This window comes from Shewanella sp. Scap07, from assembly GCF_013394145.1.
Taxonomy (GTDB): domain Bacteria; phylum Pseudomonadota; class Gammaproteobacteria; order Enterobacterales; family Shewanellaceae; genus Shewanella; species Shewanella waksmanii.
In genome coordinates this window covers 4,230,161-4,257,015 of sequence record NZ_CP041329.1, presented here as the reverse complement: position 1 = coordinate 4,257,015, position 26,855 = coordinate 4,230,161, and the positions used below count along the sequence as shown (strand labels likewise).

Sequence of the window (26,855 nt, the reverse complement as noted above, 5' to 3'; positions counted from 1 at the left end):
GTTTTCAATGTATTGGCCAAATTAATGTGTAAAATTAGTTTAATAGGAACACTGTTGCTAGCCCTAAGAATGCGAATAAGCCAATGACATCCGTCACGGTAGTAAGCACCATTCCTCCGGCTAATGCAGGGTCAATATTGAGCTTTTTAAGTAACAATGGAATGCTCGCGCCGGCAAAGCCTGCGACTGTCATATTGATTAGCATTGCGCCGCCAATCAGCCCACCAAGGGCGATATCACCTTTCCAAGCCCATACTGCTAGAAATACTAATACTGACCATAAAATGCCATTGAGGAAGCCAATAGCCAGCTCTTTACCGATGAGCCAGCGGGAGTTACTCTGACCAATTTGCCCCAAGGCGATACCGCGAATCACCAATGCTAAGGTTTGGTTACCGGCCACGCCTCCCATACTGGGGACAATGGTCATTAAAATCGCAATGGTAGCAAATTGCTCTAACGTGCCTTCAAACATATTACTGACAGATGCCGCTAGCAGCGCTGCAAATAAGTTAATTGTGAGCCAAAGTGAGCGTCGGAAAGTACTTTTAACCACTGGACCAAAGGTGTCCATGTCGTCATCCATACCCGCCATCCCCATCATTGAGTGCTCGGCATCTTCACGGATAACGTCAACCACATCATCAATGGTAATACGGCCGAGTAAGCGATTATCATCGTCAATAACCGGTGCCGACAGCCAATCGTGACGCTCGAACAACTGCGCCGTCTCACTGTCGGACATACCAACGGGAATACCTTCTAAATCGGCTTCCATAATATCTCGCACAGAAGCATTGGGGTCGCAGGTCAGTAGCGCCGAAATTTTTATGCCGCCTAATAAACTGTCTTGCTTGTCGACCACATAAAGCGTATCTGTTGCTTCGGGCAGCTCTCCACGAATACGTAAATATCGGAGAATCACGTCGATATTGACATCGGGACGTAAGGTCACGGTATCAGTGTTCATCAAGCTGCCAGCGGTATCATCAGGGTAAGACAGTGCTTGTTCAACTCGGGCTCTATCTTGCGAGCTCATTGACTGCAACACTTGATTGAAAACACTGTCGGGCAAGCTACGTAAGATGTAGGCGAGATCATCGGTGTCCATGTTCTGTGCTGCTTTTGCAACACGCTCGGGCGCCATTTGAGTAATGAGGGTATCTTTGAGTTCTTCGCCTAACTCGTCGAGGATTTCACCGGTATGCTCTTGGTCAATTAGCTGGAATAACACTTGGCGTGTTTTAGGGGGTGATGACTCTAAAATAAAGGCAATGTCTGAGGCGGCCATATCATGCAGCATATTGCGTACATGCACGAACATGCCGCTGCCCAATGCCTGAGTGACTTGGTTGAGGCGCTGATCATTTGTCTCATTGTCTAGTACTTCTATTGGCATTGATCCCCCCTCGAATAGTCCAAGTTAGCTGTGAAAACGTGTTAAATGATTTGAGGCGACGATGTTAATAGCATTAACTATAGGAGTGTTTGATCCTACTCGCAAAAATTGTGCCGACAGGCTATGTTAACTCAAGACTGTGACACTGTAGAGATAAATTAAAGTTAAGTGAGTAATTTGTAGATTATGCGGTGATTGTTTAATTCGCTTCGTCAAACTTAGCATCGATTAGGGCGCTAATCGCATCTAATGCGGCTTGGGCATCTTTACCTTCACTGAGTAAGGTAATGGATTTACCTTTGCCACTTTCTAGCATCAGCAAGCCTAATACACTGGCGGCAGAGGCTTGTTTTTCACCTTGGATTAAAGTCACTTCAGCATCAAATGTGGAGGCCAAAACCGCAAGTTTTGTTGCAGCGCGAGCGTGCAGCCCCAGTTGATTACAGATGGTGAGCTGTCGTTCAAGCTTTGCCATTGTTGAGCTCACGGTGCCTAGCATTAACATTGTGCTTAGAGTCATTAAATAACTTAGCTAATTGCTCTGTTACATACACAGAACGATGTTGCCCGCCTGTGCAGCCAATGGCAATAGTTAAATAACTGCGGTTGTTACGCTCTAGGTGCGGTAGCCAAGTTGCTAATAAATTCTCGATTTGCCAAATAAACTTATTCACCATCGGCTGCTGTGCAAGAAACTGCTGCACCGGTTCATCTAGCCCTGTTAGCGGGCGTAAGTTCGGCTCCCAATGGGGGTTTGGCAAAAAGCGCACATCGAACATAAAGTCGGCTTCACTCGGCATCCCATGTTTGAAGCCAAATGATTCAAAGTTGATAACTAACTCTTTGTCGACAGTGCCAAGCAGGATCTCTCTCACCCTATCACTTAGATCATAAATATTGCGATTAGAGGTATCGATATAATGATCGACCAAGTCGGCTACAGGGCTGAGTAATTTACCTTCGAGCTCAATAGCTTCTTTTAGTGATGCTTGTGAATGGGAGAGTGGGTGTAGGCGACGAGTTTCGCTGTAGCGTTTTAGCAACACTTCATCACTGGCATCGAGAAAGAAGCTCAGTAGTTCGGTGTCTGCTGGCAAATTAGCAAGCTGCTTTTCCAGCTCGATATCTTGCTCTGGCATATTACGTACATCAACACTGATGGCAACCAGTTCATTGCGGCCTTTCAGCTGCTCCAGCAGCGAGTCCATCAGTGGCAAAGGTAAATTGTCGACACAATAGTAACCTAAGTCTTCAAGTACCCTAAGTACTACTGATTTACCTGAGCCGGAACGTCCGGATACCATCACGAGTTTCATTGAGTTATCACCTGATAAAGTTCTGCTTCATCATGGGACTTTCTGAGCTGTTTGAGTATGAATTTATCATTAAGTTTTTCAGCCATGCAGGATAAAGTACTTAAATGTTGTTCACACTGATCACTGGGCACCAGTAAAGCAAATAAGATATCAACTGGCTGATTGTCGATTGAGTCAAACGCAATCGGCTCAGCACACTTGACCAATACTGCGACAGGATATTCGATATTACTCAGACGACCGTGAGGAATGGCGATACCGTTACCTATACCTGTGCTACCCATCTTCTCTCTAGCCAATAGGCTTTCAAAAATCTCTTGTGAGGAAAGGGTAGGGTACTGGACAGCAGCTAAATCGCTGATTAATTCCAGTACCTTTTTCTTACTGCCCGGTGTGGCACAGGTCGTGCACTCCGGCCGCAGGATGGTACTTAGTTCCATCGTTAATGTTTTGTCAGCTTCTCTTTATGTTTAATTACCTGACGATCGAGCTTATCTATCAGGGAGTCAATGGCGGCATACATATCTGCATTATGGGAAGTGGCAAACACTTCACCGCCGGAAAGGTGAACTTTGGCTTCAGCTTTCTGTTGCATTTTTTCTACATTCAACACAACGTGCACATTATTGATCTGATCGAAATGGCGTTCAAGCTTTGAGAACTTTTCTTGAACATAAGTTCTCAATGAATCAGTGATCTCTACATGGTGTCCAGTCAAATTAATTTGCATATAGGTCCTCCAGTGTTCAATTAACGGATCATAAACTCTTACGTTGGTTTGACGGTGGTATAAGCATTGCCTCACGATACTTGGCAATGGTCCGTCTAGCCACTTTTATTCCTTGTTCAGCCAATAGCTGTGCCATCTTGCTATCGCTTAGTGGTTTCTTCTGGTTCTCTGCTGCCACTAATTTCTTGATGAATGCGCGAATAGCTGTCGAAGAGCACTCGCCGCCATCATCTGTGCCAACATGACTCGAAAAGAAGTATTTTAGTTCAAAAATGCCACGTGGGGTGTGCATATACTTCTGTGTGGTAACTCGTGATATGGTCGATTCATGCATTTCTACCGCTTCAGCAATATCGTTGAGGACCATTGGCTTCATGGCCTCTTCACCAAACTCGAAGAATCCTTGTTGGAAATCAACGATGCAGTTAGCCACCTTTAGCAAGGTATCATTGCGACTCTCAAGGCTTTTTAAGAACCATTTCGCTTCTTGGAGGTGACCTCGAATAAATTGACTATCGGCTTGGTTTTTAGTGCTACGAGCCATAGATGCGTAGTGCTGATTGACATTGATTTTTGGCATGTAATCAGGGTTGAGTTCAACCACCCAGCGGCCTTTTTGTTTAGTGACCGTAACATCCGGAATCACATACTCATCACGGTTAGGCGCAACGGTTAACCCGGGTCTAGGGTTCAGTGATTGGATCAATGCAATGGCTTCACGTAAATCATCTTCTTTGAGCTTAGTTTTACGCATCAGCAAGCGGAAGTCTCGCCCAGCAATTAAATCTAAATGCTCTTTGATGAGTAGCTTGGCATTGCCAATATGCGGGGTACTCTCGCTAAACTGTGCCAACTGAATTGACAAGCACTCGCTTAAATCTCGGGCGGCCACGCCAATAGGGTCGAAGTGTTGAATGCGTTTAAGTACCGCTTCAACTTCATCGAGTTCTATTTCCGGATCGCCCATGGCATCGAGAATATCTTCGCAGGTTTGAGTTAAATAGCCGCGCTCGTCAATGGCGTCAATAATAGCCGTGGCGATGGCATTGTCATTGTCTGAAAAAGGCGTGAGGTTTTTTTGCCACTCTAAATGTTCATACAAGCCTTCGCTGGTTTCACCTTGGAAGGGCATATCATCATCACGCATTGCGCCAGAACTGGCATTGGGGGCTGCGGTATATACCTCATCCCACGTGGTATCAACGGGCAGTTCATCTGGCATTGATTCTTGGGTGAGGGCCTCGGATGTTTCTACTGATGAGCTATCTTGATTGCTGGCGCTGTCAGTGGTTGCGCTGTAGTCGTCAGTGTCGCTATTTTTATCATCTTGGCTGCTATCGCTGGCGTCGGTTTGCTCTTCGTCCAATTCTAATAGCGGGTTGGACTCTAATGCTTGTTGGATCTCTTGCTGCAATTCCAATGACGACAGCTGCAGGAGGCGGATGGCCTGTTGCAGCTGAGGAGTCATGGTGAGCTGTTGACCCATTTTGAGCTGGAGTGACGCTTTCATCTTACTGCTATTCCCTTCTTTGTAATTATAAAATGAGAAAGCTTGCTTGTTTTTTATGGGGTTTCTCTAATCCCCAAAATTTAATCAGGTGATGACACTGTCAACAGTCATCACCCTCACTATGGTTTAACTATAGCTTGAATTGTTCACCTAAGTACACCGCACGGACTTGTTGATTGTCCAAGATTTCAGCGGGTGTGCCTTCAGCGATAAGATTGCCATGACTCACAATATAGGCTCGCTCACAAACATCGAGTGTTTCGCGTACATTGTGGTCAGTAATTAACACACCAAGGCCGCGGTTTTTCAGTTGCTCAATGATCTTTTTGATGTCGATAACCGAGATAGGATCGACTCCCGCAAACGGTTCATCTAATAAGATAAACTTCGGGTTTGCCGCAAGTGCCCGAGCAATCTCAACTCGACGTCTTTCACCGCCCGATAGTGCCATACCTTGGCTATCGCGAATGTGAGTAATGTGGAACTCTTCCAATAAATGTTCTAACTGTTCTTCTCGCTGTGCGGTATTGAGCTCTTTACGGGTTTGCAGCACGGCCATGATGTTATCTCTAACCGATAACTTGCGGAAAATACTGGCTTCTTGTGGCAGGTAACCAATACCTTTGCGCGCACGCAGGTGCATAGGATCTAAAGTTAAATCGTCTTCATCAATAAAGATACGACCTTTATCACTCTGAACTAAGCCAACAACCATGTAGAAAGTGGTCGTTTTACCCGCACCATTTGGGCCCAGTAAGCCGACGATCTGCCCAGTTTTAACGGTTAAACTCACATCTTGAACCACAGCGCGGCTTTTGTAGCTTTTGGCTAAATTGACCGCTTTGAGCGTTTTATCGGTCATTGTTGCTCCTGAGGTTTGCTTTCAGGTTCATCAAGCTCTTGGTAGTTTTCGGGTTGGATAATCGTAATGACACGGTCATTGCCGGTACTCTCTGCAATTAACTGTTGTTGTTCAATGTTGTAACGTATTTGGTTACCGGTCACTTGGCTACCATCTTGCTCAAGTGTGGCATTGCCAATTAGGGTTAAGGTGCGGGTGGCAAGTTCATAGCGAATTTCACTGGCGCTGGCTTTTGCTGGACGACCATCTTCCATTATTTGTGAATACGTTGCCGGGGTACCGGTAGCAACCAAAATTTTGCCATTACTTTCATCTTTGGTAAACGCGCGTAGCTCATCTGCATTAATCTTGATTGAGCCTTGGGTAACCTCAACTGGGCCATTGAAGATTATTTGATTATTTTTAATATCTGCTTCTTGGCTCGCAGCGGCAATTTTGACTTCTTGCAGCAAATCGTTTTCAACCGCACCAATCTGCAAGCTAAGGACTGACAAACAAGCAGCAGCAATAAGTTTATTTAGTTTCATAAGTACCTTTTACCTGACTCGTCAGTTTTACGGTTTGCTTGTTCAGATCGCCAAACAAGCCTTCACCCGTGATGATGAAGTCGTTTCCCGTGATATTGATTGTCCTATCTGACGTCATAATCATGGTGTTTAAATCGAGTTCTAGGTATGTTGTTTCAATTGTTTGTATCGGCTCTTCAGGGCTGATGGCGTCAATGATAACATCTTTTTCTAATGTAACATGACCGCTGTTTTTATCTAATGTGCCAGTTGATGAACGCAGTCGCCATTGGGCTTTGCCTTCATCCGGGTAGAGTAGGTAGACCGGCTCCGTAAAGTAAGTCATATTGGCTTCTTCAAAGTGTTCCATATGACGAGCTGATACCCGGCTATTAATTTCACCTTGCTCATTGAACTCAATGCTTTTGAGATCGTTGATCACATAATCAGGATGTTCACTACCATCTTGAAGTTGCACATTATTGCTGCGCTTAGATTGCACTTGCCAATAGAGGATTAGCGCAGTGCCAAAAAACACGATAATAGCAATGGTGACTCTGTTCATATACTCATACCGTGGGCGGTATCGAACTTATCTTGGCTTAACAGCAACAAATCGGTAAGTTCTCGCAGTGCACCATGCCCGCCACGAATATGGGTGACCATATCGGCGCGTGCTTTCACATAAGGGTGGCCATCGGCAACACACACTGACAGACCCACTTGCTGCATGACGGGTAAATCCACCATATCATCACCGATATAAGCCACTTGCTCAGGTGTGACCTTATAGAGTGTTAATAATTCTTGGTAGGGTACCATTTTGTTGTCTATACCCTGGTATATGTGGGTAATACCCAGCGCCGTCATTCTATCTTCGACAATTTTTGATTTACGACCGGTAATAATCGCGACAGGAATATCACTACTTAGTAATGAACGTACGCCGTAACCATCGCGGGTATGAAAACTCTTAATCTCATCACCTGAATTACTCATGTAAACTAGGCCATCAGAAAATACCCCATCAACGTCACAAATAAGCAGCTTGATGTGCTGCGCTTTTTGCCAAACATGCTCGCTAATAGGGCCGTAAAATCCTTGATGAGACATGTTAAATTACTCCTGCTTTAACCATATCGAGCATATTCAATGCACCGATAGGTTGTTGCTCTTGATTGATGACGATTAGGCCGTTGATATCTTTTTCATCCATCACTTTTAATGCTTCGGCAGCGAGGATGTTGTCGCTAACAGTGACACAGCCTTTGCTCATCACATCTTCAATTGAGGTATCACGTAGGTTGACTTGGGCGTCAATCACTCGGCGTAGATCACCATCGGTAAATATGCCGACCAGTAGGCCCAGCTTATCAACTACCGCGGTCATACCTAAGCCTTTTTTGGTGATTTCATATAAGGCATCAGTGACTGAAATATGCTGCTGAACGCAAGGCAGCTCATTGCCTTGGTGCATCACATCGCTTACTTTTAGCAATAGCTTCCGGCCTAGGCTTCCACCTGGGTGTGATAGGGCAAAATCGTCTTTAGTGAAACCGCGCGCTTGCAAGAGTGCCACCGCTAAGGCATCGCCCATCACCAAGGTTGCCGTGGTACTTGAAGTGGGCGCGAGTCCTAATGGACAGGCTTCTTCAGGTACTTCAATGCATAAATGGACTACAGCATGTTTAGCCATTGTTGAGTTAGGTTTGCCAGTTACCGCAATAACAGGCAATCCCATGCGTTTGATAACCGGCATTAGGGTAAGGATCTCGCCGGCTTCACCAGAGTTTGATATGGCTAAAATGACGTCATTTTCACTCAACACGCCAAGATCGCCATGGCTTGCTTCCCCTGGGTGGACGAAAAATGCGGGGGTGCCGGTACTGGCTAACGTGGCGGATATTTTATTACCGATATGGCCAGATTTGCCCATGCCCATAACAATCACTTTACCGGTACATGCCATAATTAATTGACATGCACTGGCAAACTCTTCGGAGTCGACATATTGGTATAAATTATCGAGTGCACTTCGCTCTATATCGATAACGTTGCGACCCCATTGTCGGAGTTGATTTGCCTCTACCATAAAATTCTCTTTAGTTAATGCCGTATACGGTTAGTGAAAGAATGCACTTTTACTAGGATAGAAAAATAACCGCTTGATACGCAATAAAAGTTAATAGTAATACACCACCGTGCCAGCGCTTTAATTGACGTTGCTTACCTGTGAGCAAGATCAACACTGCTAATGCAGTACTGGTGGCCATGACCATATAAAAGTCACGTGAACTCGCTGCCGCATCGACTGCACCCGGCGCAATAAGTCCGGGTAATGCTAACACAGCAAGAATATTAAACAGGTTTGATCCAACAATATTACCGATTGCAAGATCATCTTCTTTCTTCAAAACACCGGCAACACAGGCAGCAAGCTCAGGTAAGCTGGTGCCTACTGCAATAATTGTCAGTCCAATAACTAAGTCTGAAAGTTGATAGGCTTTTGCAATTCCAACGGCGCCTTGTACCATCCAATCAGCTGATAGCGGTAATAATACCATACCCACCGCGACCCAAAATATGGCTCTTAACGTCGGCACATCTTTGGGGATTTCATTGTCAGCTTCATCAGCGAGGGCATCTTTTTGTTTATTCGTTACCGCATGCCAAATCAAATAGCCCATTAACATGAAAAACAGCACCAGTAGGAGTACGCCTTCGGTGCGGGTCAATTGACCATCATGGAGGAAATATCCTGCAATCGCGGTGGCCACTAACATCATTGGTATTTCACGCTTGAGGGTTTGTGAGCTAACCGAGATTGCGCCAAGTAGCGCAGTGATACCTAAGATCAATGTAATGTTGGCTACATTTGAGCCAAGTACATTACCAATAGCCGTATCTGTCATGCCTTCCATTGATGCTGTGGCGGCAACAAACATCTCTGGGGCTGAGCTGCCCATTGCGACAATTGTTAGACCAATGAGCATAGGAGGCAGGCCGAGATTGCGTGCAAATGCTGCGGCACCGTAGACAAACTTGTCTGCGCTCCAAACTAAGGCTCCAAGCCCCGCAATAAGCATGAAAATATTAAATAACATTTAAGTCCATTCTATTTGACAAATATGAGGCGCATTTTCGCTGGAAATGAGAGAAAATGAAAGTATTGGCGTAAGATAGTCTGGATTCAGTTGTGCACAATGCATCAATTCCGTACAATTCGCCTCTTTCCTCTTTAGCAACCATCAACCAGTTCACGGCAATGGATCTGACTATGACAACTTCATCACAGGCGCTGATAACAGTACAAAACCTGGCATTTAGTCGCGGTAATCATGTGATTTATGATGACGTCAGTTTATCTATCCCCAAAGGCCAAGTCACCGCGATTATGGGGCCTAGTGGTATAGGTAAAACCACGCTGCTTAAATTAATTGGTGGTCAGCTAACCCCTGATGCTGGGCAGATACATTTTGATGGGGTTGATGTGCATCAATGTAGCCGCAGTGACTTATTTAAACTGCGTAAACGCATGAGCATGCTATTTCAAAGTGGTGCATTGTTTACTGATATGAATGTGTTTGACAATGTGGCATTTGCCCTTCGAGAACATTCAGGCCTACCCGAACAGATCATTCGCACTATTGTGCTGATGAAACTCGAAGCCGTCGGGTTGCGTGGTGCGGCGCAAATGATGCCCAATGAGCTATCTGGCGGCATGCAGCGCCGAGCCGCTTTAGCAAGGGCTATCGCGCTTGAGCCAGAGTTAGTGCTGTATGATGAGCCTTTTGCAGGACAAGACCCCATCTCTATGGGCGTGCTGGTTAAGTTGATTCGTGAACTCAGCGACGCGTTGAATCTGACCTCGGTGGTGGTATCTCACGATGTACAAGAAGTGTTAAGCATTGCCGATTATGTCTATGTGCTGGCTGATAAGCGGGTGGTTGCCCATGGTACCCCTCAAGCGCTCAGGCTTGCCGATAATCCGCAGCTGCAACAATTTATTAGTGGTGCACCAGATGGACCTGTTCCATTTCACTTTCCCGCTCAAGATTACCGTAAGGAGATGTTAGGTGAGCTTGATTGATCATATTGCCAACCTTGGTCGTATTGCCATCGCGCTAGTAGCCGGTTTTGGCCGTGCTGGATTGATGTTGTGGGGAGCCATTGCACGGGTTCCCAATGTAGCAAAAGGCACTCCACTATTGATCCGGCAACTGTACGTTGTTGGCGTCCAGTCGATGGTGATAATTCTGGTGTCTGGGTTGTTTATCGGCATGGTGCTAGCGCTTCAGGGCTATAATATTCTAGTGGGTTTTGGTACCGAAGATAGTTTAGGTCCTATGGTTGCTCTGAGTTTACTGCGCGAACTTGGGCCGGTAGTCACGGCACTGTTGTTTGCTGGTCGCGCTGGCTCGGCATTGACCGCAGAAATCGGTTTGATGAAGAGTACTGAACAGCTATCTAGCTTGGAGATGATGGCTGTCGATCCCCTGAGGCAGATTATTGCACCACGCTTTTGGGCTGGCGTAATCAGCTTGCCGTTGCTGGCACTGATGTTTACTGCTGTGGGTATATACGGTGGCCACCTTGTAGGGGTGGAGTGGAAAGGCATTGATAGTGGCAGTTTTTGGTCAATTTTGCAGTCCTCGGTGGAATGGCGACAAGATATAGTTAACTGTTTAATTAAAAGTACCGTGTTTGCTGTGGTTGTTACTTGGATTGCGCTATATCGCGGCTATCAGGTGATTCCGAATCCTGAGGGAATTAGTAAAGCAACAACGCAAACTGTGGTGCAATCAAGTTTGGCGGTGCTAGCACTGGATTTTCTACTGACAGCGATGATGTTTGGTAGTTAATTAATTATTGTTTAGGGAAGAAGCGAGATAGCCAATTTAATGGTATCTATAACCAAGTAGAGTGGTAGGTTGAACATGGTAACACGCAAGATTGAAATTTTAGTGGGCTTGTTTTTACTGTCTGGCTTAGCGGCCTTTTTGGTGTTGGTTTTTAATGTGGCCAACGTTGATGTTAAAACTGGGCAAAGCCAATATACCTTGTATGCCAAGTTCAGTAATATTGGCGGTTTGAAAGTACGATCGCCTGTCAAAGTTGGCGGTGTCGTAGTGGGGCGGGTAAAAGCCATTACCCTTGATGAGCAAAGCTTGTTACCTGTGGTTGAAATGACCATCGACACTCAATACAACCAATTTCCTGAAACGAGCAGTCTCTCTATTTTAACTTCTGGGTTGCTCGGTGAGCAGTTCCTAGGACTCACCCCAGGTTTTTATGATGAAGATATAGCCATGCTGGTTGATGGTGACAGAATTGATGACACTCACTCCGCATTAGTGCTAGAAGATTTGATCGGACAGTTTTTGTATAGCGTAAAGTCAAAGGATGACTAATTTTAAAGGATGGGAATATGAGTAGTATAATGAAAATGTTGATGTTTACTTGGTTAGCTATTGTCAGTGTTAACGCCCTAGCTGACACTGAGATAGAACGCTCAAACCCCTACGCTATGGTTGAGCAAGTGGCCAATAAGACTTTTGCTCGTTTTCATCAGGATTTTGACACAATTCAGGCCGATCCTGACCATCTTAAGTTGATAGTATCTGAAGAGTTGATGCCATACATCGATTATAAGTATGCGTCCTACAAGGTTATGGGGTCGCACTTACGATCGACAACACCGGAGCAACGCAAGCAGTTTGTGAATGCGTTTAAAGCTTATTTGGTGGCGACTTATGCTCAGGCATTTACTGAATACACTAATCAGCAGGTCAAGTTTGAACCTGCTCGCGCGTTTGATGGCGAGAAAATGATTGATGTTCATGTACAAATAGTTGAGCCGAATCGACCACCCATTAAAGTGCAGTTCCGCGTTCGTCGACTTAAAGATGATACTTGGAAGGCATTCGATTTAGTCGCTGAAGGTGTCAGTTTGTTGTCGTCGAAAAGTAAGGAAATCAGTAATCTCATTCGCCAAAATGGTATTGATAATGTGATTGCCGACTTGCGTGCGCGTACCGATGACCATGTTGTTTTGGAAGCCGAAGGTAATTAACCGATGGCACAATTCCGTAATGATGATGGTTATTGTTACCTGACGGGGCGACTGGCACACAGTGACGTGATAACCTTATGGCCATCACGCGAGCAGCTTATTAGTGCTGACACACAATGTATTGATTGTAGCGGTTTAGATTATATCGATAGCGCTGGTGTCGCGATGTTGACACAACTGGTTGTCAAACACCAATATGCCCAGCTGACATTTAAAATGTTGCCGCTGCAAACTAAAAAATTAATAGATTTATATGACTTACAAGCCTTCTTCCCTGAAGAAGCTCAATAAAGGTTTCCCCCATGGAATGTAAAGAGATAGAAAAACTACTGACCGATGCGTTAGCGTTAGAGCAAGTGACTGTGACCCAAGATGGGACACACTATAAAATTGTTGCTGTTGGTGAGTGCTTCGATGGAATGAACCGAGTAAAACAGCAGCAGACGATTTATGGCCCAATTATGGATCATGTCACTAGTGGTGAGTTACACGCTATCACGATTAAGGCGTTTACGCCTGAACAGTGGCAGCGTGAAAAAATCTTCAACATGTAAGGTTGGAGAGAGATTTTGGATAAATTAACAATACAAGCGAGTGAGCCGCTAGCGGGCGAAGTGGTCATTTCTGGTGCCAAAAATGCCGCCTTACCCATTCTGATGGCGGGGGTGTTAGCACAAACAGATTTTGTGCTGTCTAACGTACCTAACCTTCGAGATGTAAACACTAGCTGTGAGCTGCTACGTTGCCTTGGTGCACAGGTAGCGCGCTGTGATGAGGGTGACATTACTATCTCAACAGCAACGCTAAACGAGTTTTGTGCACCCTATGACCTCGTTAAAACTATGCGAGCGTCAATATTGATATTAGGACCATTGCTCGCTCGATATGGTACCGCTGACGTATCGCTTCCGGGCGGTTGCGCCATCGGCGCTCGTCCAGTTAACTTGCATTTGCAAGGACTAGAGCAGATGGGGGCGCACATCGAAGTTGATGAGGGCTACATTAAAGCTCGCGTAGATGGACGCTTAAAAGGCGCACATATCTTTATGGATATGATCAGCGTCGGTGCCACTGAAAACCTCTTGATGGCTGCAAGTCTCGCAGACGGTGAGACTGTCATTGAAAATGCAGCCCGTGAACCAGAAGTGATTGATTTGGCAAACTGCCTCATCGCGATGGGGGCTAAGATTGAAGGGGCTGGTACAGACACGATTCGTATTCAAGGTGTTGAATCACTTAATGGTTGTCATTATCGGGTGATGCCCGATCGAATTGAAACCGGCAGTTTCTTAGTTGCAGCAGCCGTGACTCGAGGCAAAATTCGCTGTCTTAATGCGGATCCTAAAACCTTAGAAGCAGTGCTAGCCAAGCTTGAAGATACTGGTGCAAAAATTACCACTGGTGAAGATTGGATTGAGCTGGATATGCAAGGCCAACGTCCGCGTGCAGTTAACATCAAAACTGTGCCTTATCCTGGTTTTCCGACCGATATGCAGGCGCAATTTTGTGTGCTAAACGTACTTGCTGAAGGCACCGCGACCATTACTGAAACCATATTTGAAAACCGTTTCATGCATGTACCAGAGCTGAACCGTATGGGCGCTCACATGGAGCTAGAAGGCAATACTTGTATTATTCAGGGTATTGAGCGTCTTAATGGTGCGCAAGTAATGGCAACGGATCTACGTGCTTCGGCCAGTCTTGTGATTGCCGGGTTAGTTGCCGATGGCAATACTATTGTTGACCGCATCTATCACCTTGATCGTGGCTATGAACACATTGAGCAAAAGTTCAAAGGACTAGGCGGCCAAGTGACGCGCATTAAGTGATGTCACAATTGATAGCGTAAAAGCCGTGCATTAATTGCACGGCTTTTTTGTTTTGATGAATATCAAGCTTTTAAAGTGTTGCTGTGAAGCAAAATGATCTTTTGTTGTTTTGATCAACGCCTGCTTGTTGCAAAGCTGATACTTTTGCAGCATGGCGACATTTATCACTTTTAATATCTACCTCTTTTACGGTCTCGTTTTTTTTGCGATTGGCTGCGTGGTGGTATTTCGCAATTTTAAGTACAGCCAGCTGGCGATATCGCCAACACTTTGGGCATTGGCCTTGTTTGGTTTCTCCCATGCATTTCACGAATGGTCAGAGCTTTATGTCATCTTGTTCGGTGATGAGATCGGTCGTCAATATCAATTCGTTGTAGATTGGTTACGCTTAATCAAACTGTCATTGTCTTTTGCTGGACTATTGATTTTTGCTTGGCTGCTGTTTGTTATTCAAGGAAAACTCGTTGGTAAGTTAGGCAAAGTAGCCACTTTATTGATAGTACTGTGTTATAGCGTTTGCCTACTGGCATTTGCAATGGGGGGCTATTTAGGCGCGGATACCTTTAGTGAGGCTGCCACTTACACCCGCTACTTGCTTGGTTTTGGCAGTGCCACTCTAGCTGGTATTGGAATCGCTTTATACGGTCGCCAACTTAGTCAAGAAAATCATCAGTATGGCCGCTATTTCGCCGCAACCGGGTTGGGCTTGTTTGTTTATGGCATTCTCGCTGGGCTAGTGCCGACAGAAATTCATGCTTGTGTACCGGTTTTGCGCACATTGGCTGCGGCGTTTGTGCTTGTAACCCTAATCAAGGCTTTAAAGATTTTTGATATTGAAAAAGAAATGGCAACCGAAGCCAAACTCAAGCGGGCAATAGAGGCTGATAAATACAAAGCCATAGGTCATTTAGCCATGGGAGTGGCCCATGAAATCAATAACCCCCTAGCTTCATCAACTTTAGCATTAGACCTGTTACAACGAAAACTGCCGCCGCAGCAGGCGACGTTGCAAGAGTATATCGACCGGACCCGTATGGGAATTGAGCGAGCTTCAACAATCAGTAAAGAACTGCTTGCCTATGCGCGTAATGACAGTGCTAACCATAACCAAGTGTACTTATCTGATGTGGTCGCCAGTGCGCAACAGTTACTTAGCCATAAAATTAGCCGCTATCGCATCGTGGCCAATTGTGATCCTCTATTAAGCATGATGGGCCAAAGGGTTAAGTTGGAAGAGATGGTGATTAACTTACTCAATAATGCCATGGACGCCAGTGACTATCAGGGGCTGATCGAATTAAACGTTGGAGCAGGTGACAACCACATATGGCTGGAAGTAAAAGACTGTGGCCATGGGATGGATGAGGCTACCATGCAGCGGGCCACCGAACTGTTCTACTCGACAAAAGCCATCGGCGAAGGCACCGGACTTGGCTTAGCGATTTGCGAGCAGATTGCCGCAGCGCATAACGGCACCATGAGCCTGTTCAGTGCTCAAGGGGTCGGTACTCGCATCTTGATAAACTTTATATTAGAAGGTAAGCACTATGACTCATGTATTGATTGCTGAAGACGATCGTTACTTGCGACAAAACATGGTCGATATACTTGAGCTAGAAGGTTATCAAGTGGTCGATGTTGACAGCGCTGAGGCGGCTATTGAGGCATGTGGGCATCAGCAGTTTGATATTGCCCTGTTGGATCTGGTGATGTCGGGGATGACCGGCGTTGAAGCGATTTCTAATTTACGTCAACTTAATCCGTTTATGGCGGTGATTATTGTCACCGCTTATGCGACCGTGGATACGGCCGTTGATGCGATGAAAAAGGGGGCTGACAGTGTGATCACTAAGCCTTTTAACAGCAGTGAGCTTATTGTCACCCTAAAGCGCAGTATTCAAGAAAAGCAATTATTGCAGGCTAGCTCAGACATTGACCCTGACAGTGTCTACTCGGCACTGGCTAATGGTCTACGCCGTGAAACCTTAAAACAACTGGCAGCCCATAAGCAGCTTAAGTTTATGGATCTGTGTCGTTTGGTTGGGGTTGACGATCACACTAAGTTTAATTTTCACTTACGCCAACTTAAGAAAGCAGGCTTGGTCATGCAAAATGAGAACAAGATCTATATTTTGACAAATACAGGTCAATTTGTTCTACAAAATCATAACTTGAATTAGTTTTTAAGTTTAATTATTTCAATAGTTTATTTATTTATGATAACTAAAGTTCACAACGGGGTTAAGCTTGTGAATTCTGGTTATCTATCCCTTTAGAGGCATAGTGTAAATACTAAGTTCATGTCCAAAGAGACATATCAATCACTCTCCCTGCAAATGTTGGTGATTGAGATAGCCCATTTGAGGATGAACTTATGAACGCACAAATTCCATGTAAAAAATTACTTCTCGCCAGTATGGTAACCATGCTTGTCGCGTGTGGCAGTGATAATGACGACACGACCACACCACCAACGCCACCAGAAAACACGCCACCTGTTGCTAATCCAACCGATGCCGAGGTTAAACTGGGCAGCTCAATTCTGATTGATGCTTTAGCCAATGATACCGATGCCGACGGTGATACATTAACCCTCACGGCTGTGGAAATGACCTCAGGTAGCGGCAGTGCCAGTATTGAAGATAATCAGGTTCGTTTTGAACCTGAAACGATAGGCACTAGCACAATGACTTACACTATTTCAGATGGGAACGGCGGCGAAGCCAGCGCGTTGATCACTGTTGTGGTGTTAAGCAATGAACTCGCCTATGTTGGCACTCAGACCTGTTTGGGCTGCCATAGCGATAAAGATTCATTCCTAAAAACTGGCCACAATTTCAAGATTCAAAAAATCAACAATGGTGAGCAACCAAGCTTCCCTTATACTCCAGAAACCACCATCACTGGGGCGATAGATCTATTACAGTTTGCTGGACCTGATGGCGATGGCACCACCAACAACACCTTGGGAGCACCAACGAGTTATGATGATGTGACCTATGTGGTGGGTGGCTACCATTGGAAAATGCGCTGGCTCGATGCCGATGGCTACATCGTGACGGGCAATAATGTGCAGTACAACATTCGCAACAGTGACGGTACATTGAATGTGCCAGACAACCACTTGGATGATCCTGATGTGATGGGAGATTACAAGGCGGGAGATTTTGATTACCAATACAAGTGTGGCAATTGTCATACAACAGGTTGGAAGCGCACTACCACAGAAGAGGGTGATGAACGTAACCTTGAGCGCCAAGACGATTTGCCCGGTATGGGAGGCACATTTGCTGCCGGTGGAGTTCAGTGTGAGGCCTGTCATGGTGCTGGTAGTGAGCATGCTAGCGCACCGTCAGCATCTAATATTGTCAAAATAGCCTCAGCGCGCACCACCGCGGAATTCCTAGCCGATGATATGGCCTATGGTAAAGCGGTTACCTGTGCGGAATGTCATACCCGTGATGGTGAGAAAGACTACCCGAGCTATATCAGCCCCTACAATGTTGCGTTCCCAGACGGTAGCCAAGTGGGTGGTCGTATCATTTCCAGTGGTGGTTTATCTAAGCACCATCAAACCGGTGATGAGATGTTAGGTGTTGTGCCTGAAGATCATGGTGACTATAAAGCAGGTGATGAGATAGGTCCGAAACAGGATATGGCTTGTACCACTTGCCATGACTCTCACAAGTCCACCAAAAACATGGATAGTAGCGATGGTTTGCATACGGGTGCAGTCAAAGATTGTACAACTTGTCATGACCCCGAATTCACCGCTCCAGTTCACGGTATGGTTGCGGCATGTACTGATTGTCATATGCCAAAACTGGCCAAGAGTGCGGTAACCACTGGACCGCAAATGGGTGGCGCTGATGTGGTATTTGGTGATGTGAAATCTCACCTATTTACTATCGACTTGTCGGCGGATGCTAAACAGTTCACCGCTGATGGTAAATTCCAAATGCCATGGTCTACCGCTGAGTTCTCGTGTGGAACTTGCCATGCCGACTATGCTGAGCGAGCAGCTGCTATGCCAGTGATTCATAAGTAGGCGCTAGCCTTCACTCCTAAACACTCCCGCCAAAGCCATGTTGTTTCATCATTCAACATGGCTTTTTTTACGGCTGTAGCTTGTAACCCTAGCCGCTTATGCACTGCGGCAATCGTTAAATCAATCGCTCGTTAATGGTCTTAGCCACTTTCTTAGTCTTGCACACGGAGTCCATGTCGATGATTGATAAAGTGAAGCCAAGTTTAATCTGGTAGAGGTGAAGGGCTAGTGCCTGTTTGCTACCTTTAAATAGACTAAGTCAAATAGACAAAGCAAGCACAGGGAGGAATATCACTGCAGCGAGTACTAATATTATTGTCGCTGCTTTTTGCTGCACTGGGGTGCTATATCAGCCTAGGAGCAGCACTCTTTATTTTGATAGGCGTGTTACTTGAGCTGGCATTTTGGTTGGGCTTATTCGGTGGTGCTAGCGGCCAAGCTAAACATTGAAGCTAGCTTCTCGATTGGCTGGCCGCCGTTACTCTAGCTATTATTGCTCGCCGCGGTTTTCACCAATGGTTACCGGTACATCGTAGTAGGTTCCGCCGCGAATAACCGTAATGGTGACCTGTGTTCCAGGTGCAGTTTCAGCAATTCTATCCATTAACATCTCTACGCCAGGCACTGCCTCACCTTCATATTTAGTAATTACATCCCTAGGGCGTAATTGGGCTTTATCAGCTGGGCCGTTAGGGTCTATCTGGGTGACTATTACCCCAGTTAAATCAGGTAAATTGAGGATTTGAGCCATCACCGGGCCCACAGGTTCACCGCCAATGCCAAGGGCACCACGAATAACTCGACCATCTTTGATCAGTTTTCCCATAATGCTATGGGCCAGTTTAATAGGAATAGCAAAACTAATACCGTGTCCGCCGCCTTCACCGCCAACCTGAAACGCTGCCGTGTTGATGCCGATAAGCTGACCCGTGGTGTCAATCAGCGCGCCGCCTGAGTTACCTGCGTTAATCGCTGCATCGGTTTGTAAGAAATCTAAGAATCCAGAACTTAGTCCATTACGACCGGTAGCACTAATAATTCCTTGGGTAATGGTTTGGCCTAGGTTATAGGGGTTACCAATAGCCAGGACCACATCACCCACTCTTGCTGGTACTGCCAAGTTGATGGGCACTATTGGCAGGCTATCTCCTTCAATTTTCAATACGGCTAAATCAGTAATTGAGTCGGAGCCGACCACTTCAGAAGTGAATTTGCGGCCATCTTGCAGAGCAACGACAATTTCGTCTGCACGTTTGATCACATGGTAGTTGGTGAGGATATAACCCTCTTTGCTCATGATCACGCCTGAACCAAGGCCTTGTAATGCACCAGAGTTTAATGGCCTAGATTGATTAACGCTAAGACTGTAAATGTTGACTACGGCAGGTGCTGCGCGGCGCACAGCTTGAGCGAATGACAGTTCATTGCCTTGGTTTGATTGGCGTTCAAACAATGATGTGCTGCCATTATTGCCAGTTAACAACGGCGTCGCCACAAGAAATACTGTCGCCATTATTAAGCCAAAGATTATGGCTTTGCCAATATATAGTAGAGCGCCTTTGAAGTTCATGTCAGCAGAATATCGCGAAAAATTGTTATAAGGTTATCATGATTACACCAGAGGGACTATTGGGTTAACCATAATGTTGCCAGCTTGCTTATTTTGCATTGATAAATGCGTTGGCTGGCGGGACTGTTTGAGTCAAAGTCGAAGCGCAGTTTAATCAGGTTGCTGACCAATAGCCTTACTGGTCAGCAACCTGAATTACCTTTGTGGTAATGGCGTTAACGTAGCACTAGATATAAATTACTATTTCCACGGCGCAGTTTCAGTGCGACAGCACCTTGCTGTTCTTTGAGCTCTGCGCGTAATGACTTTAGATCGTCTATTTTGGTGCGGTTGACACCCACGATAATATCACCACTTTGTAAGCCACTTGCCGCAGCTGGGGAGCCTTGGGCAACCTCGCTAATTTCGACCCCTTTACTGTTGTTTTCCAGCGTAGCGCCGGCTAGCATCGGATGGATATCTGCAGCACCAGCGGCACTTTCTGAGCTTTGGCTTGCTTCGCCTAATGTGGCAGAGACTGTTTCTTTATCACCATCACGGATGAGGCTCAGTTCAACCTTAGCGCCAGCCCCCATAGTGGCAATTTTTGCACGCAACTCTTGGAAACTCTTAATTGAACGGCCATTGACGCTAACGATGATATCGCCAGATTTAATACCGGCATCATCAGCAGCGCTGTCAGGCATCACTTCATTGACAAAGCCACCATGTTGAGTGTCGATGCCAAACCCTTCAGCAAGCTCTGCGGTGAGATCTTGACCTGTGACACCCAATACGCCGCGGCGTACCTCACCATGTTCGATGATCTGCTCCACTAGGTTGTTAACCATGTTGGCAGGAATGGCAAAACCAATACCGACGTTGCCACCATTGGGCGCCACGATAGCGGTGTTGATACCGATTAAATCGCCATTGAGATTCACTAATGCGCCGCCTGAATTACCGCTATTAATTGCCGCATCAGTTTGGATAAAGTTCTCTAGCATCTCAATGCCTAACCCACTGCGGCCCATGGCACTGACAATCCCTGAGGTGACGGTTTGGCCTAAACCAAATGGATTACCAATTGCTACAGCAAAGTCACCAACGCGCAGCTCGTCCGAGTCTGCGCGTTTAACGGCGACTAAGTTCTTAGCTTTGATTTGCAATAGCGCAATGTCTGATTCGGCGTCAGCGCCAATCAGTTTCGCTTCTACTTCACGGCCGTCATGTAAGCCAATCTTAATCTCATCGGCACCTTCAATTACGTGGTTATTGGTGACAATGTAGCCTTCATCAGCATCGATGATCACCCCTGAGCCTAAACCTCTAAAAGGGCGCTCTTGTACTTGTTCTTGCGGAGCGTTAGGGCCAAAGAAATAGCGAAACGCGTCAGGTACGCGCTGCTTAGATACATGGGTGCCTGACACCGCCACCGCTACAACGGCCGGAGTGGTCTTTTCAAGCATCGGAGCCAAGCTCGGTAATTGTTGACCATCGACCGCTAAGGGGATTGCGGCATGAGAAACTGCAGGCATTAAGGTAAGTGAAGCGCTTAATACCGCAGCTGAAAGTAATGATAATTTTGTTTTCATTTATTCATGACTCCAAAGTTCGGGTAATGGACTTACAGATAAATGTAGATATAAGGCATTATTACCTCAATTCAAGCCATTTAAATTGTGTCTTACCCGAGTGGACTACTGAATAAATAGTAAAGTTCATCTTTATTAACAAAGGTTAATTGTTTGCTGCATTATTCGTAACAAGTTTTGTCAATTCACTGTCTTTTGGCGCGGCACTCGCGGCTGGTGTTTGACTAAGTGTCGGCAGTTTTTTGTTACTGCTGTTGGGACAAAGGGTGGAGGCTGAGTCATTCCACTGTTGATTAAACTTGTTTAATTGCTCTGTCAGCGCAATCAGCTGCGCATGTTGTTCATCGAAATGATCATGCACTTCTTGCTTATGCTGACTAAGTTCTAGACGCGTTTGTTCGAGCTGTTTGCTATTGGCCTGCGCTTCGCCTTTGCGAGCAAATACGGTTCTTGCGACATAGCCTAAGGCTAAGCCTAAAATAAAGGCAGCGACTACTAGTGCCCATTCCATATTCAAATCCTCTTAAATAACACCATGAGATAAAGCGACAGACAATAATACATTGCGTGTGCAAGCCATGATACTATTTAGGTCGTTTTAAGGATAAAAAGAGATAGTTAACCGTGTCGCAGCTCACCCCTTGGCAACATTACCAGCAAGACTTGCTAAAAGATTCATTTTCCCATGACGACGCCCAAGAGCGTGCAGTGCAAAGTTTACAGCGAGTGTATGACGAACTCATCGCTAGTCAAGCTCCCACTACTGGTATTGGTAAATGGTTGCCATTTTTAGGTAGCAAATCTAAAGCGGTACAGGGGCTCTATTTATGGGGCGGGGTAGGGCGCGGCAAAACCTATTTAATGGACACTTTCTTTGATGCTTTGCCAACAGAACGTAAATTGCGTGCGCACTTTCATCGTTTTATGCATCAACTGCATGCGGATTTAGATGATCTTAAGGGACAGCGAGATCCACTACTTATTGTGGCTAAACGTATGGCAGAGCAATACCAGGTTATCTGTTTCGACGAATTCTTCGTATCAGACATTACCGATGCCATGTTATTAGGTACTTTATTTGAAGCTTTATTTGGTCACGGTGTTGCCTTGGTTGCGACGTCTAATATCATTCCCGATGAGCTGTATCGTAACGGGTTACAACGAGCGCGGTTTTTGCCGGCAATCGCATTAATAAACCAGCACTGTGAAGTGCTCAACGTCGATTCTGGCATTGATTACCGATTACGCACATTAGAGCAAGCCGAAATATACCACTTCCCTTTAGATGCTAAAGCGGATGAGAACCTGCTCGATTATTTCGATAAGCTAGCGCCGGAATCTGAAGTGGTCACCGCCCCTATAGCAGTTGATGGCCGCGACATTGCAATTCGTAAACAGGCACAAGGGGTGTTGCTAATCGATTTTCGAGCGCTCTGTGACGGCCCACGTAGTCAGCGTGACTATATGGAGTTGGCCTGTGAATACCACACGGTACTGCTGAGCAATGTTGAGCAGATGGGTGAGCAACTAACGGGTGATGATATCGCAAGGCGATTTTTGGCTATGGTGGATGAGTTTTACGAGCGAAACGTGAAATTAATCATCTCAGCATCCGTTGACCTAGCAGAAATCTATACCGAAGGTTTGTTAACTTTCGAATTTAGACGTTGTCGTTCTCGATTAACTGAAATGCAGTCCCACGAGTATCTTGCCTTAGAACACCTGCCTTAAATGCCTATCTCGCGGTAAAGTGTTTTTATACTTTTCCGCGCTTTGGGGGCAAATCTTTCGGCAATCTAGTTTAATCCAATAAATTAGATAAAAAATTAGATGATTTTTAACTCAGCTTTGTCTATAATTCGCGACCTGCCCTCGTTACTCCGTCAAATAGACGGAAGTTGTAAAGCCTTATTCTTTGCTCGAAGGGGCGTAGAATGGCACTTTTTGTGTTGTTAATTCATTTTGAATGACGGCATGTGAGACAGAATTTTAACATTGGGTTTTTGTAAATGAAGACTACTTTTACTGCTACACCAGAAACCGTTACTCGCGACTGGTATGTTGTTGACGCTGAAGGTAAAACTTTAGGTCGTATCGCTACTGAGATTGCTGCTCGCCTACGTGGTAAGCACAAGCCTGAGTACACTCCTCACGTTGACACTGGTGATTACATCATCGTTATCAATGCTGACAAAGTAACTGTTACTGGTAATAAAGCGAAAGGCAAAGTGTACTACTCGCACTCTGGTTTCATTGGTGGCATTAAGCAAATCACCTTTGAAAAGCTGCAAGATCATAAGCCTGAAATGATCATCGAGAAAGCAGTTAAGGGTATGTTACCTAAAGGTCCTTTAGGACGTGCCATGTTCCGTAAACTTAAAGTTTACGCTGGTACAGAACATAACCACGCTGCACAACAACCTCAAGTTCTTGATATCTAAACAGGATTAAGCAAATGGCTGCAACTCAGTATTACGGCACTGGCCGTCGCAAAACATCTACTGCTCGCGTATTCGCTAAAGTAGGTAGTGGTAACATCGTCGTGAACCAACGTCCACTTGACGAATATTTTGGTCGTGAGACTGCTCGTATGGTTGTTCGTCAACCTCTAGAGCTAGTTGAAATGACAGAAAAGCTAGACATCTATGTAACTGTTAAAGGCGGTGGTATCACTGGCCAAGCAGGTGCAATCCGTCACGGTATTACTCGTGCACTGATGGAACTTGATGAAGCTCTACGTCCATCTCTACGCGCTGCTGGTTTCGTAACCCGTGATGCTCGTAAAGTTGAGCGTAAGAAAGTGGGTCTACGTAAAGCACGTCGTAAGCCACAATTCTCAAAGCGTTAATATTTCGCTTCGGAATTCAAAAACCCAGCTTCGGCTGGGTTTTTTTATGGCTGCAGTTTGGCGTAACTTCATTGCTATTAAACTATCGATGTTTGGTGGCTGTGCTGCTAAGGCTTGCTCAGAGTAAAAAGCATTTCTGTTGAGCTGTAACAGTGTGATATTTTTAAGGCTCGATTCAGATAACCGTGTCGGTTATTGTTCATCAACTGGAACGCACAATTATGTCCTTTGAGTTAATCATGCTTGCCCTAGGTTTAGTGCTAATAATTGAGGGAATTGGTCCACTATTATTTCCTAATCGTTGGCGGGCATATTTGAAAGAAATTTCGAATCAAAATCAGGGGCTTCTGCAAAGGTTAGGCGGCGGCCTGGTCACTGCGGGTGTGGTCATATTGATTATTTTTTCATAAATTACTTGCCTATAACCCCCCAAGATCTGCTAGAATCCCGTTTTAACCACTACCTTGCAGCAAATAATGGGCAAAAACGTCGTAGTTCTCGGCACCCAATGGGGTGACGAAGGAAAGGGTAAGATAGTCGATCTACTTACCGAACAGGCCAAATATGTCGTTCGATACCAAGGTGGCCACAATGCTGGTCATACACTGGTTATCGATGGCGATAAAACCGTTCTTCACTTAATTCCATCAGGGATCCTACGTGATAATGTGAAATGCATTATCGGTAATGGTGTGGTGCTTGCGCCAGACGCTCTGATGAAAGAGATCAACATGCTTAAAGATCGTGGCGTTCCTGTAGAGGATCGTTTACTTATCTCTGAAGCGTGTCCGCTGATCTTACCATTCCATTGTGCACTCGATGTTGCTCGTGAAAAAGCGCGCGGCAATAAAGCGATTGGTACAACGGGTCGTGGTATTGGTCCAGCCTATGAAGACAAAATCTCTCGTCGCGGTCTTCGCGTTGGCGATCTATTCAATGCAGAGCTTTTCGCTGAGAAGTTAAAAGAAGTGATGGCTTACCATAACTTCATGCTAACTGAATATTATGATTGCGAAGCGGTAGACTATGAGCAGACGCTCAGCGATGCGTTAGCGATTGCAGATTACCTGAAGAGTATGTGCACCGATGTGACTGAGCTATTAGATCAGGCACGTAAAGCTGGTGAGCCTATTCTGTTTGAAGGTGCTCAAGGCACATTGCTAGACATTGACCATGGTACTTATCCATTTGTAACCTCGTCTAACACTACTGCAGGTGGTGTAGCGACAGGTTCTGGATTTGGTCCACGTCACTTAGACTATGTGTTAGGGATCATGAAGGCATACACCACCCGTGTTGGTGCAGGCCCATTCCCAACTGAACTTGCATGTGAAATTGGTGACCATTTAGGTACCAAGGGACACGAGTTTGGTGCCACTACTGGTCGTAAGCGTCGTCCAGGTTGGTTAGATGTTGTAGCGATGAAGCGCGCAGTACAAATCAACAGCATTAGCGGTTTCTGCTTAACTAAGCTTGATGTATTAGATGGCTTAGAAGAAGTGAAAATCTGTGTGGGTTACCAATACCCAGATGGCACTGTAGCAACAGTGACACCGCTAGCAGCTGAAGGCTATGAGCAAGTCACTCCGGTACTTGAAACTATGCCTGGTTGGAGCGAAACAACCTTTGGTGCAACATCAATTGAGCAACTGCCACAAGCAGCAATCAATTACATTAAGCGCATTGAAGAGTTGCTTGATACGCCAGTCGATATTATCTCAACGGGTCCAGATCGAAATGAGACCATGATTCTCGTGAATCCGTTTAGTTAATCGAAAAGGCCGCTTAAGCGGCCTTTTTATTGCGACAAAAATAAACAATAGATGGGCATCTGAGTTAAGATCTCAATCAAGCTGCCGATAAGATCAGTTATACTGCTTTTATAGCAAACGATGTTGCCGGTCGCTGATTGACCGAATTCAGTAGAGAGCTTGATATGTTTCGTTTAATGTTAATTAGCATACTCATTGTATGGATGAGTCCGGCATCGGCTGCTAGCCAAGCAGTGGATATTTATAGCCAAGAGCAATTGGTCGAATTGATCCGCTCGAAGGCATATCTAAGCCGTGTAAAAGGCGATGATTGCCAGTTAGTACAAGATATTGAAGCGCGAGCTGAAGTGCTCAAACAACCTTTATATCAATATCTTTGGGCAGAAATGCTCAACTACGGCATTTGTGTAAAGGCCAATCCACCGCGTGGTATTTCCTTATTACGTGACGCTGCTGAACAAGGTAGCGCCGAAGCCATGGTGCGGATTGCCGAGTATTATCATGATGGCCAGTTTGTCATCCAAGATAAACAACGTGCAGTACAATATACACTGCCAGCAGCTGCAAATGGTGATTTGCCTGCTAGGATGATGCTAGTACGCTTGTTTGGCGAAGGTTATGGTAGCCCCCGAGATTACGAAATGGGTTATCACTGGTTATATAATGATGTGTTTAGTGATGAGGCTACCAAGCAGGAAGCCTTGGATTTATTGAAGGTGCTTGAACAAAAAATGCCCGCTAGTGCAGTGTCTAGGGCAAAACAGGAGCATCTTAGACCTAGATAACGGCCTTAATGATAAGGCCCAAAAATGGATAGT

Annotated in this window: 31 protein-coding genes; 16 read left to right on the top strand and 15 right to left on the bottom strand. The window is 45.5% G+C overall.

Annotated features, from left to right (window positions below; all coding sequences use genetic code 11):
- Nucleotides 1-34: 34 nt before the first annotated feature.
- The 12 genes from mgtE to FLM48_RS18695 all read right to left on the bottom strand — a co-directional run bounded on the left by mgtE (nt 35) and on the right by FLM48_RS18695 (nt 9,427).
- Entirely contained in the window at nt 35-1,399 is a 1,365-nt protein-coding gene (gene mgtE / locus FLM48_RS18750; RefSeq protein WP_028774930.1) for a magnesium transporter, read from the bottom strand.
- A 199-nt stretch (nt 1,400-1,598) separates the two neighbouring features.
- On the bottom strand, nt 1,599-1,874 hold the full coding sequence (locus FLM48_RS18745; RefSeq protein ID WP_028774929.1) for an HPr family phosphocarrier protein: 276 nt from the start codon (nt 1,872-1,874) through the stop codon (nt 1,599-1,601).
- A complete protein-coding gene (rapZ, locus tag FLM48_RS18740) occupies nt 1,861-2,715 on the bottom strand; it encodes an RNase adapter RapZ (protein WP_028774928.1) in 855 nt (284 codons plus the stop codon). Before rapZ ends, FLM48_RS18745 begins: the two co-directional genes overlap by 14 nt.
- A complete protein-coding gene (gene ptsN / locus FLM48_RS18735) occupies nt 2,712-3,155 on the bottom strand; it encodes a PTS IIA-like nitrogen regulatory protein PtsN (RefSeq protein ID WP_028774927.1) in 444 nt (147 codons plus the stop codon). The genes rapZ and ptsN overlap by 4 nt, the downstream gene beginning before the upstream one ends.
- A 2-nt stretch (nt 3,156-3,157) precedes the next feature.
- A complete protein-coding gene (gene hpf / locus FLM48_RS18730; RefSeq protein ID WP_028774926.1) occupies nt 3,158-3,445 on the bottom strand; it encodes a ribosome hibernation promoting factor in 288 nt (95 codons plus the stop codon).
- 28 nt (nt 3,446-3,473) lie between these two features.
- Nucleotides 3,474-4,955: an RNA polymerase factor sigma-54 gene (locus tag FLM48_RS18725; RefSeq protein ID WP_028774925.1), complete on the bottom strand. Its 1,482-nt coding sequence runs from the start codon at nt 4,953-4,955 to the stop codon at nt 3,474-3,476.
- A 130-nt stretch (nt 4,956-5,085) separates the two neighbouring features.
- Complete coding sequence (gene lptB / locus FLM48_RS18720; RefSeq protein WP_028774924.1) at nt 5,086-5,817, bottom strand: LPS export ABC transporter ATP-binding protein; 732 nt, start codon at nt 5,815-5,817, stop codon at nt 5,086-5,088.
- Complete coding sequence (gene lptA / locus FLM48_RS18715) at nt 5,814-6,344, bottom strand: lipopolysaccharide transport periplasmic protein LptA (RefSeq protein ID WP_179025702.1); 531 nt, start codon at nt 6,342-6,344, stop codon at nt 5,814-5,816. The genes lptB and lptA overlap by 4 nt, the downstream gene beginning before the upstream one ends.
- On the bottom strand, nt 6,331-6,888 hold the full coding sequence (gene lptC / locus FLM48_RS18710) for an LPS export ABC transporter periplasmic protein LptC (protein ID WP_028774922.1): 558 nt from the start codon (nt 6,886-6,888) through the stop codon (nt 6,331-6,333). Before lptC ends, lptA begins: the two co-directional genes overlap by 14 nt.
- Nucleotides 6,885-7,436 (bottom strand): 3-deoxy-manno-octulosonate-8-phosphatase KdsC, encoded by a 552-nt coding sequence (kdsC, locus tag FLM48_RS18705; RefSeq protein WP_028774921.1) that lies wholly within the window; start codon nt 7,434-7,436, stop codon nt 6,885-6,887. The genes lptC and kdsC overlap by 4 nt, the downstream gene beginning before the upstream one ends.
- Nucleotide 7,437: 1 nt before the next feature.
- Entirely contained in the window at nt 7,438-8,415 is a 978-nt protein-coding gene (locus FLM48_RS18700; protein WP_179025701.1) for a KpsF/GutQ family sugar-phosphate isomerase, read from the bottom strand.
- Nucleotides 8,416-8,467: 52 nt separating this feature from the next.
- Nucleotides 8,468-9,427: a calcium/sodium antiporter gene (locus tag FLM48_RS18695; protein WP_179025700.1), complete on the bottom strand. Its 960-nt coding sequence runs from the start codon at nt 9,425-9,427 to the stop codon at nt 8,468-8,470.
- 173 nt (nt 9,428-9,600) lie between these two features.
- On the opposite strand from FLM48_RS18695, the gene mlaF reads away from it, so the two are divergent.
- The 10 genes from mlaF to FLM48_RS18645 all read left to right on the top strand — a co-directional run bounded on the left by mlaF (nt 9,601) and on the right by FLM48_RS18645 (nt 18,273).
- Nucleotides 9,601-10,413 carry a phospholipid ABC transporter ATP-binding protein MlaF gene (gene mlaF, locus FLM48_RS18690; protein ID WP_028774918.1) on the top strand — a complete coding sequence of 271 codons (813 nt, stop codon included), beginning with the start codon at nt 9,601-9,603 and terminating at the stop codon, nt 10,411-10,413.
- A complete protein-coding gene (gene mlaE / locus FLM48_RS18685) occupies nt 10,400-11,185 on the top strand; it encodes a lipid asymmetry maintenance ABC transporter permease subunit MlaE (RefSeq protein ID WP_179025699.1) in 786 nt (261 codons plus the stop codon). The genes mlaF and mlaE overlap by 14 nt, the downstream gene beginning before the upstream one ends.
- Before the next feature lie 75 nt (nt 11,186-11,260).
- Nucleotides 11,261-11,734 carry an outer membrane lipid asymmetry maintenance protein MlaD gene (mlaD, locus tag FLM48_RS18680; RefSeq protein ID WP_028774916.1) on the top strand — a complete coding sequence of 158 codons (474 nt, stop codon included), beginning with the start codon at nt 11,261-11,263 and terminating at the stop codon, nt 11,732-11,734.
- A gap of 17 nt (nt 11,735-11,751) precedes the next feature.
- Nucleotides 11,752-12,396 carry a phospholipid-binding protein MlaC gene (locus FLM48_RS18675; RefSeq protein WP_179025698.1) on the top strand — a complete coding sequence of 215 codons (645 nt, stop codon included), beginning with the start codon at nt 11,752-11,754 and terminating at the stop codon, nt 12,394-12,396.
- 3 nt (nt 12,397-12,399) lie between these two features.
- On the top strand, nt 12,400-12,687 hold the full coding sequence (locus FLM48_RS18670) for a lipid asymmetry maintenance protein MlaB (RefSeq protein ID WP_179025697.1): 288 nt from the start codon (nt 12,400-12,402) through the stop codon (nt 12,685-12,687).
- A gap of 11 nt (nt 12,688-12,698) precedes the next feature.
- Nucleotides 12,699-12,950 carry a BolA family protein gene (locus FLM48_RS18665; RefSeq protein WP_028774913.1) on the top strand — a complete coding sequence of 84 codons (252 nt, stop codon included), beginning with the start codon at nt 12,699-12,701 and terminating at the stop codon, nt 12,948-12,950.
- 15 nt (nt 12,951-12,965) lie between these two features.
- Entirely contained in the window at nt 12,966-14,225 is a 1,260-nt protein-coding gene (gene murA / locus FLM48_RS18660; protein ID WP_028774912.1) for a UDP-N-acetylglucosamine 1-carboxyvinyltransferase, read from the top strand.
- A 151-nt stretch (nt 14,226-14,376) separates the two neighbouring features.
- Nucleotides 14,377-15,795 (top strand): ATP-binding protein, encoded by a 1,419-nt coding sequence (locus FLM48_RS18655; protein ID WP_179025696.1) that lies wholly within the window; start codon nt 14,377-14,379, stop codon nt 15,793-15,795.
- Nucleotides 15,773-16,405, top strand: coding sequence for a response regulator (locus FLM48_RS18650; protein WP_179025695.1), 633 nt, complete (start codon nt 15,773-15,775; stop codon nt 16,403-16,405). Before FLM48_RS18655 ends, FLM48_RS18650 begins: the two co-directional genes overlap by 23 nt.
- A gap of 194 nt (nt 16,406-16,599) precedes the next feature.
- Complete coding sequence (locus FLM48_RS18645) at nt 16,600-18,273, top strand: Ig-like domain-containing protein (RefSeq protein WP_179025694.1); 1,674 nt, start codon at nt 16,600-16,602, stop codon at nt 18,271-18,273.
- A gap of 490 nt (nt 18,274-18,763) precedes the next feature.
- On the opposite strand, the gene degS is transcribed toward FLM48_RS18645, so the two are convergent.
- The 3 genes from degS to FLM48_RS18630 form a co-directional block, all read right to left on the bottom strand.
- Nucleotides 18,764-19,843 (bottom strand): outer membrane-stress sensor serine endopeptidase DegS, encoded by a 1,080-nt coding sequence (degS, locus tag FLM48_RS18640; RefSeq protein ID WP_179025693.1) that lies wholly within the window; start codon nt 19,841-19,843, stop codon nt 18,764-18,766.
- A gap of 215 nt (nt 19,844-20,058) precedes the next feature.
- A complete protein-coding gene (degQ, locus tag FLM48_RS18635) occupies nt 20,059-21,417 on the bottom strand; it encodes a Do family serine endopeptidase DegQ (RefSeq protein ID WP_179025692.1) in 1,359 nt (452 codons plus the stop codon).
- Between the two features lie 145 nt (nt 21,418-21,562).
- The gene (locus FLM48_RS18630) at nt 21,563-21,928 is read right to left on the bottom strand and encodes a YhcB family protein (RefSeq protein ID WP_051484715.1); all 366 of its coding nucleotides are present in this window, start codon (nt 21,926-21,928) and stop codon (nt 21,563-21,565) included.
- 113 nt (nt 21,929-22,041) lie between these two features.
- On the opposite strand from FLM48_RS18630, the gene zapE reads away from it, so the two are divergent.
- The 6 genes from zapE (at nt 22,042) to FLM48_RS18600 (ending at nt 26,822) form a co-directional block, all read left to right on the top strand.
- Nucleotides 22,042-23,148: a cell division protein ZapE gene (gene zapE, locus FLM48_RS18625; protein ID WP_028774906.1), complete on the top strand. Its 1,107-nt coding sequence runs from the start codon at nt 22,042-22,044 to the stop codon at nt 23,146-23,148.
- 278 nt (nt 23,149-23,426) lie between these two features.
- A complete protein-coding gene (rplM, locus tag FLM48_RS18620; RefSeq protein WP_028774905.1) occupies nt 23,427-23,858 on the top strand; it encodes a 50S ribosomal protein L13 in 432 nt (143 codons plus the stop codon).
- 14 nt (nt 23,859-23,872) lie between these two features.
- A complete protein-coding gene (gene rpsI / locus FLM48_RS18615; RefSeq protein WP_028774904.1) occupies nt 23,873-24,265 on the top strand; it encodes a 30S ribosomal protein S9 in 393 nt (130 codons plus the stop codon).
- Nucleotides 24,266-24,486: 221 nt separating this feature from the next.
- On the top strand, nt 24,487-24,675 hold the full coding sequence (locus FLM48_RS18610; protein WP_028774903.1) for a DUF2065 domain-containing protein: 189 nt from the start codon (nt 24,487-24,489) through the stop codon (nt 24,673-24,675).
- 66 nt (nt 24,676-24,741) lie between these two features.
- The gene (locus FLM48_RS18605; protein WP_028774902.1) at nt 24,742-26,037 is read left to right on the top strand and encodes an adenylosuccinate synthase; all 1,296 of its coding nucleotides are present in this window, start codon (nt 24,742-24,744) and stop codon (nt 26,035-26,037) included.
- 164 nt (nt 26,038-26,201) lie between these two features.
- Nucleotides 26,202-26,822, top strand: coding sequence for a tetratricopeptide repeat protein (locus FLM48_RS18600; protein ID WP_037471704.1), 621 nt, complete (start codon nt 26,202-26,204; stop codon nt 26,820-26,822).
- Nucleotides 26,823-26,855: the final 33 nt, after the last annotated feature.

Bases quoted from the DNA above. Each gene is read 5' to 3' on its own strand.
- FLM48_RS18745 (WP_028774929.1), bottom strand. From the start codon at position 1,874: ATGGCAAAGCTTGAACGACAGCTCACCATCTGTAATCAACTGGGGCTG.
- hpf (WP_028774926.1), bottom strand. From the start codon at position 3,445: ATGCAAATTAATTTGACTGGACACCATGTAGAGATCACTGATTCATTG.
- FLM48_RS18610 (WP_028774903.1), top strand. From the start codon at position 24,487: ATGTCCTTTGAGTTAATCATGCTTGCCCTAGGTTTAGTGCTAATAATT.
- kdsC (WP_028774921.1), bottom strand. From the start codon at position 7,436: ATGTCTCATCAAGGATTTTACGGCCCTATTAGCGAGCATGTTTGGCAA.
- mlaD (WP_028774916.1), top strand. From the start codon at position 11,261: ATGGTAACACGCAAGATTGAAATTTTAGTGGGCTTGTTTTTACTGTCT.
- lptA (WP_179025702.1), bottom strand. From the start codon at position 6,344: ATGAAACTAAATAAACTTATTGCTGCTGCTTGTTTGTCAGTCCTTAGC.
- rplM (WP_028774905.1), top strand. From the start codon at position 23,427: ATGAAGACTACTTTTACTGCTACACCAGAAACCGTTACTCGCGACTGG.
- FLM48_RS18600 (WP_037471704.1), top strand. From the start codon at position 26,202: ATGTTTCGTTTAATGTTAATTAGCATACTCATTGTATGGATGAGTCCG.
- FLM48_RS18665 (WP_028774913.1), top strand. From the start codon at position 12,699: ATGGAATGTAAAGAGATAGAAAAACTACTGACCGATGCGTTAGCGTTA.
- FLM48_RS18695 (WP_179025700.1), bottom strand. From the start codon at position 9,427: ATGTTATTTAATATTTTCATGCTTATTGCGGGGCTTGGAGCCTTAGTT.
- FLM48_RS18645 (WP_179025694.1), top strand. From the start codon at position 16,600: ATGAACGCACAAATTCCATGTAAAAAATTACTTCTCGCCAGTATGGTA.
- FLM48_RS18670 (WP_179025697.1), top strand. From the start codon at position 12,400: ATGGCACAATTCCGTAATGATGATGGTTATTGTTACCTGACGGGGCGA.
- rpsI (WP_028774904.1), top strand. From the start codon at position 23,873: ATGGCTGCAACTCAGTATTACGGCACTGGCCGTCGCAAAACATCTACT.
- FLM48_RS18675 (WP_179025698.1), top strand. From the start codon at position 11,752: ATGAGTAGTATAATGAAAATGTTGATGTTTACTTGGTTAGCTATTGTC.
- FLM48_RS18630 (WP_051484715.1), bottom strand. From the start codon at position 21,928: ATGGAATGGGCACTAGTAGTCGCTGCCTTTATTTTAGGCTTAGCCTTA.
- mgtE (WP_028774930.1), bottom strand. From the start codon at position 1,399: ATGCCAATAGAAGTACTAGACAATGAGACAAATGATCAGCGCCTCAAC.
- lptB (WP_028774924.1), bottom strand. From the start codon at position 5,817: ATGACCGATAAAACGCTCAAAGCGGTCAATTTAGCCAAAAGCTACAAA.
- degS (WP_179025693.1), bottom strand. From the start codon at position 19,843: ATGAACTTCAAAGGCGCTCTACTATATATTGGCAAAGCCATAATCTTT.
- FLM48_RS18655 (WP_179025696.1), top strand. From the start codon at position 14,377: ATGGCGACATTTATCACTTTTAATATCTACCTCTTTTACGGTCTCGTT.
- rapZ (WP_028774928.1), bottom strand. From the start codon at position 2,715: ATGAAACTCGTGATGGTATCCGGACGTTCCGGCTCAGGTAAATCAGTA.
- ptsN (WP_028774927.1), bottom strand. From the start codon at position 3,155: ATGGAACTAAGTACCATCCTGCGGCCGGAGTGCACGACCTGTGCCACA.
- FLM48_RS18700 (WP_179025701.1), bottom strand. From the start codon at position 8,415: ATGGTAGAGGCAAATCAACTCCGACAATGGGGTCGCAACGTTATCGAT.
- FLM48_RS18725 (WP_028774925.1), bottom strand. From the start codon at position 4,955: ATGAAAGCGTCACTCCAGCTCAAAATGGGTCAACAGCTCACCATGACT.
- degQ (WP_179025692.1), bottom strand. From the start codon at position 21,417: ATGAAAACAAAATTATCATTACTTTCAGCTGCGGTATTAAGCGCTTCA.
- lptC (WP_028774922.1), bottom strand. From the start codon at position 6,888: ATGAACAGAGTCACCATTGCTATTATCGTGTTTTTTGGCACTGCGCTA.
- FLM48_RS18605 (WP_028774902.1), top strand. From the start codon at position 24,742: ATGGGCAAAAACGTCGTAGTTCTCGGCACCCAATGGGGTGACGAAGGA.
- mlaF (WP_028774918.1), top strand. From the start codon at position 9,601: ATGACAACTTCATCACAGGCGCTGATAACAGTACAAAACCTGGCATTT.
- FLM48_RS18650 (WP_179025695.1), top strand. From the start codon at position 15,773: ATGACTCATGTATTGATTGCTGAAGACGATCGTTACTTGCGACAAAAC.